Here is a 3,210-nt window from a genome sequence, read left to right as displayed (position 1 = left end):
AATTATAGGTTTTCACAGTTAATGAAAACAAAATTTTTTATTGTCACACATCATCCTGCCTCTCAATTCAACGCAGTCATTCAAGATAACGTGGTCCCAAAATGAGTAAAACATCAGTCAAAGCTCGGCTTGCCATGATTCAAGCCTTTGCAAATTTTATGGATAATGGTAGCCAGAGTGCTACCGTTGTTTTTTATGAAGGTGTGCAGCCAGTCAATACATCGGTGGCGGCAGATTCAAACAATGCTTTGGTCACATTGGTATTTCCTGAGCCTTGCATTAAAGAAACTACACCAACTTATGTTGAATTGCATCCGACGGACACTGGCTCAGTGATTAAAACGGGCACTGCAACATGGGCGCGGATTTATAACGGCGCAGGTGAAGTGGCTGCAGATTTAGCTGTGGGAACCGACATAACTCTGGCGAATACCAATCTGGTCGTGGGTGGTACCTTGTCTATTCAATCGATAAAACTCAGACCTTAAATTAAAAGGGTGCTCATGTGGATTTTAAAAATAAGCTCGGCACCGTTGATGCTCACAACATAAACCTGAATTTTAAGTCTGAAAATACCGATAGTCACAACATCGTTTTGAATTTTGAGCATCTGGCCGATGGTTCAACCAATCTCAATTTCGGTGATGATGTTTCGGCTGCAATCAATACGGTACTTAATACTGAGTTTTCATTTGAAGTCACAGCAGTTTATGCGGATAGCGGTGTAAATACCGCAGTCATCGACACGGTGCTCGACACTGAATTTAGCTTTGATGTTGTTGCTGTATTTAGTGAAAATACTGATGTAATTGGTCAGATCGATACGGTTTTAGATACCGGTTTTAGTTTTGAAGTCGAAGCGGTATTTAGTGAAAACCTCTGTATCATTGATGCGGTTTTAGATACTGAATTTCAATTTGAAGTTAAAGCGCTATTCGATATCAACCATCTGGTGGGTGTGTCCTATGGTTTTGATATGCGATATCAGAAAGCTATCGCAGCCTTAAGTGTCACAGAAATACCATGGGCCAAGCCAATATTAAGAGTATCAAATGAGGCTCTTTTTTATGATCAAGGCTTGGTGATTTCCAATCAGGAAAATATTCAGTATGAGCAGGCTGGATCATTAAAACGAGCAATCAGGGCACTACATGAGCAAGCAACCGGTTTAAGTTCTGATGTGTACGTGATCTGGGAAGAAGGTGATAAGCGCTTTATTCATCAGCGCTACCTGCATCAAGAATCAATCAAGTTACGTCATAACCGGGAAACGGTCTGGCAGGAGATGATCCGTCGGCGTAAGACTTTTACTTACTCGCATGAAGTAGCCCAAGTGTTTGAGCATCGCTTTTCATTTGAGTGGGATAAAGGGCTTGAGATTGTCACCAACTCAGATTTGCCCTGGGATAAAGCCAAAGCGATTCATTATCGCAAGCATCCGGTTTTACCTTGGCCAAAGCCTGAACCTGAGCCATATCAGGGTAGTACAGATTTAAACTTTATCTGTCTCTGTCATGACGTTGACTCACACAATGTTGTATTAAATTTTGGTGCAGATGACTGTATTCCAGCACTGCCGAAACGAAACTGGTGGTATATCGTGAATACATTAACAGCCGAGCGATTGGATACTGGCGAGAAGATTAAAGTCATGGATGGCACCTACAGCACCAGTCGGTCTCAGTGGTGCTGGACTTACTCAATTACCGTGGCACATACTGAAAAAGAGAAGTTGCAACCTATCAATGACCAGCCAGTGATTCTTAAAGTCATGATCAATGGTTTTGAGCATCATATTCTGCTGGAAGATCCAGAAGAAACCCGACGTTTTGCCAGTGTTCTTTACATTTACCCAGGGCGAAGTGTCACAGCTCTGAACTCTGATAAATATGGGTCTACACGCTCATTTATTCAGGATAACGAACGCACCTCTGTTCAACTGGTACAGGCTGAACTGGATCGAGCCAATGCCAATACAATTCTGGATTGGAAACTGATCGATGAACTGGGTTGGATTGTACCGATTGAAAGCCTGAGTTATGCAGAACTTGCACCGATCGATGCAATAAAGCAGGTGGTTGATGCAGGCGGTGGCTTTATCTATAGCCAGAAAGCAGGCAATACACTGAGTATTTTGCCACGCTACCAGAAAGGCTACTGGGATGCGATGACGGTGGATGATTACGATATCTTGTTATCTGAAAGCTTGGTTATGCAGCAGAGCATCAAACAGAATGATGAATATATTGCTGACTTTAATGCCATCACCGTAGTGAATAGTCGAAGTGGTGAAAGTCTGAAAGTACAGCAGCGTGGTACTTCAGGTGATGTACCGTTAGAGGCGGTCACTGGTCCGCTGTTTAATGTAGTGTCGGGTGCCAATTACGGCAAGAATGCATTGGTGAAAGCCAATATTCAGGAGCTGCACACTTTCTCTGATATTCCGGTCAGTCAGGAAATTGGCGAGATGCTGCCCGGAAAAACGATTGCCTTTAATGGCCAGTGGTGGGGCGTGATTGATGGGGTGAGTGGAAGTTTTTCGCATGAAAAGGTGAATGAAACCATTACCGTGGAGCGTATCAGTCGTGAGTAATCCTTTATTTGAACTGCGAAAGCTTTTAAATCCAACCCATGCTGAATACATCGGTACCATCACCTCGGTGAAGCATCCAGAGTATCGGGTGCAGATTGATGGCGGATCTGGTCCTGTGCTGTGTACATCCGGCACAGCTTATAACTTGGGTGCACGGGTCTTCATTGCAAACCAGGTGATTTTAAGGCCAGCACCCACTGGCGAGTATTCAGAAATAGAAGTCTAAACTTAACCAAACAACAGCACCTTTTTAGGTGCTTTTTTATTGCCAAAAAATAGGGGTATGTATGACTAAAGGGGATGTATATGGACTTTCTTAGTCAAGTATTGGAAAGCATAAAGAACCATTCACACATCCTTTTTACAGGTGTGCTGGGTGCAACTTTTGGCTTTCTATTAAGTAAGGAGCCCACCCGGGATCGTTGGATAGGATTCTTTGCAGGCTTCATTTTATGTGTGGTCTTTGCTAAACCAGCAAGTTTATTTCTTGCTAGCGGTAAGTACCCAGAACTATTTGGATTCATTCTGGGCGCTGCTGGTAAAAGTACAGCTGAAGCATTGCTGAGTTTGGCTCGATCAAGAGTTCTTGGTTTAGTCAAAAAGGAGAATGAAGATGC

4 protein-coding genes are annotated in these 3,210 nt (G+C 43.2%); all 4 read left to right on the top strand.

The annotated features are described in order from the left end of the window. Positions 1-101 precede the first annotated feature (101 nt). Complete coding sequence (locus tag ACIG3F_RS15985) at positions 102-488, top strand: hypothetical protein (RefSeq protein ID WP_396470531.1); 387 nt, start codon at positions 102-104, stop codon at positions 486-488. A 17-nt stretch (positions 489-505) separates the two neighbouring features. After that, on the top strand, positions 506-2,593 hold the full coding sequence (locus ACIG3F_RS15980) for a hypothetical protein (protein ID WP_396470530.1): 2,088 nt from the start codon (positions 506-508) through the stop codon (positions 2,591-2,593). Continuing rightward, positions 2,586-2,819, top strand: coding sequence for a hypothetical protein (locus tag ACIG3F_RS15975; protein ID WP_253137963.1), 234 nt, complete (start codon positions 2,586-2,588; stop codon positions 2,817-2,819). Before ACIG3F_RS15980 ends, ACIG3F_RS15975 begins: the two co-directional genes overlap by 8 nt. 80 nt (positions 2,820-2,899) lie before the next feature. Beyond that, positions 2,900-3,210: hypothetical protein (locus ACIG3F_RS15970; protein ID WP_396470529.1), on the top strand; the 311-nt coding region annotated here is incomplete at its 3' end.

Source organism: Acinetobacter sp. NPDC052428 (genome assembly GCF_044547685.1).
Classification (GTDB): Bacteria; Pseudomonadota; Gammaproteobacteria; order Pseudomonadales; family Moraxellaceae; genus Acinetobacter; species Acinetobacter lwoffii_G.
Note: the sequence above shows the minus strand (reverse complement) of the source record. Positions and strands in the feature narration are given on the sequence as shown.